Origin of the sequence: Actinoplanes sp. NPDC048791, from assembly GCF_040650095.1 — a bacterium.
Taxonomy (GTDB): Bacteria; Actinomycetota; Actinomycetes; order Mycobacteriales; family Micromonosporaceae; genus Actinoplanes.
Genome location: NZ_JBEZGQ010001511.1, coordinates 1 through 1,512 on the forward strand (window position 1 = coordinate 1; position 1,512 = coordinate 1,512).

Here is a 1,512-nt window from a genome sequence, read left to right on the forward strand (position 1 = left end):
CCGCGGTGCAGCGCACGATGCCCGGCCTGGCCCTGGACCGCCGGGACGAGGAGATCGCCGCGCTCGCCCAGCAGGCGTGCGCGGCGCTGGCCGCCGGCCGGTCCGCCGCCGCCGTGGTGACCGAGGTCCGCACCTTCGGCACCGATCGGGCCGGCGCCCAGCAGCTGATCAAGCTGGCAGTCGGCACGGTGTGCCCGGCGCAGGACCGCCGGGCCGGGGAATTCTGACCGGCTGTCAGGGCTTGCGGGCCACTCCGCAGTACTGGTTGACGTCGATGTCGGGGTCACCGGGCCCGGGCCGCCAGCGCGAGCACGACACGACGCCGGGCTCCAGCAGCTCCAGGCCGTCGAAGAAGCGGGTGATCTCCGCCGAGCTGCGATAGACGATCTTGGGCGTACCGTGCTCGTTCCAGAACGACACGATGCTGTCGGCGGCTTCCCGGTTGATGTCGTTGCAGCCGTGCGCGATCGCCAGATAGCTGCCCGGGGGCAGGGCGTCGACGAGCCGCGCCACCACCTCGCGGGCCGCGTCGTCGTCGAGGATGAAGTGCAGGATGCCCAGCAGGGTGACGGCCACCGGCCGGGAGAAGTCGAGGGTCCGCCCGGCCGCCGCGATGATGGCCTCCGGGTCGTTGAGGTCGGCCTCGATGTATTCGGTGGCGCCCTCGGCGGTGCTGGTCAGCAGGGCGCGGGCGTGCACGAGCACCAGCGGGTCGTTGTCGACGTAGACGATCCGGGCGTCCGGCGCGATCGACTGGGCCACCTGGTGGGTGTTGTCCGCGGTGGGCAGGCCGGTGCCGATGTCCAGGATCTGCCGGACCCCCCGCTCGGCGACGAGGTGACGCACCATCCGGCCCAGGAAGGCCCGGTCGGCCACCGCCAGGTCGATGATCGAGGGCAGCTGCCGGGCGATCTCGTCCCCCGCGGCCCGGTCGGACGCGAAGTTGTCCTTCCCGCCCAGCCAGTAGTTCCACAGCCGGGCCGAGTGCGGCACGTTCGTGTTGATCCGGGCGTCCCCGGCCGGTTCCGGCATCGCGGTGGCTCCCTGTCCGGTGTGGGGGTGGGCGCACATCTTTGCACCATTCCTGCAATAACTACAGCCCGGCGCGGATCAGCCGAAAGTCGCAGCCGACGCACAGCAGGTCGCGCCCCTGGTCCGATGCCACGCACAGGTTGACTGCGGATCCTGGGAAGTGCCCGTCACCCACCCAGGAGGTCATCATGTCGGCACGCGGAATGCTCGGTCTGGTCGGCACCGCCGTCGGTGGACTGATCGGCTGGGGCGAGGAGGTCCCGGCCGCGGACCCGGCGGCCCTGCGCGGCCTGTTCGCCGACCTCGGCCTGAGCGTCGGGCGCACCGAGGAGGACCTGGCCGCCGCCGTCCGGGGCTTCCAGGCCCGGGTCGGCCTGGAAGCGGACGGCGTCGCCGGTCCCCGCACGGTGCACCTGCTCGCCCGTTACGCCAAGGAGGCCCGCGAGCTGCACCGCTTCGAACGCGCCGCGGCGGCCTGAC

3 protein-coding genes are annotated in these 1,512 nt (G+C 72.5%); 2 read left to right on the forward strand and 1 reads right to left on the reverse strand.

All coding sequences use genetic code 11. The features are described from left to right. On the forward strand, positions 1-227 hold a 227-nt coding region (locus AB0C29_RS47960; RefSeq protein ID WP_360834986.1), incomplete at its 5' end, for a DUF732 domain-containing protein. A 7-nt stretch (positions 228-234) separates the two neighbouring features. Here the strand turns inward: AB0C29_RS47960 and AB0C29_RS47965 are convergent. After that, entirely contained in the window at positions 235-1,032 is a 798-nt protein-coding gene (locus tag AB0C29_RS47965) for an SAM-dependent methyltransferase (protein WP_360834988.1), read from the reverse strand. Positions 1,033-1,220: 188 nt separating this feature from the next. On the opposite strand from AB0C29_RS47965, the gene AB0C29_RS47970 reads away from it, so the two are divergent. Then, a complete protein-coding gene (locus tag AB0C29_RS47970; RefSeq protein WP_360834990.1) occupies positions 1,221-1,511 on the forward strand; it encodes a peptidoglycan-binding protein in 291 nt (96 codons plus the stop codon). Position 1,512: the final 1 nt, after the last annotated feature.

Bases quoted from the DNA above. Each gene is read 5' to 3' on its own strand.
- AB0C29_RS47970 (WP_360834990.1), top strand. From the start codon at position 1,221: ATGTCGGCACGCGGAATGCTCGGTCTGGTCGGCACCGCCGTCGGTGGA.
- AB0C29_RS47965 (WP_360834988.1), bottom strand. From the start codon at position 1,032: ATGCCGGAACCGGCCGGGGACGCCCGGATCAACACGAACGTGCCGCAC.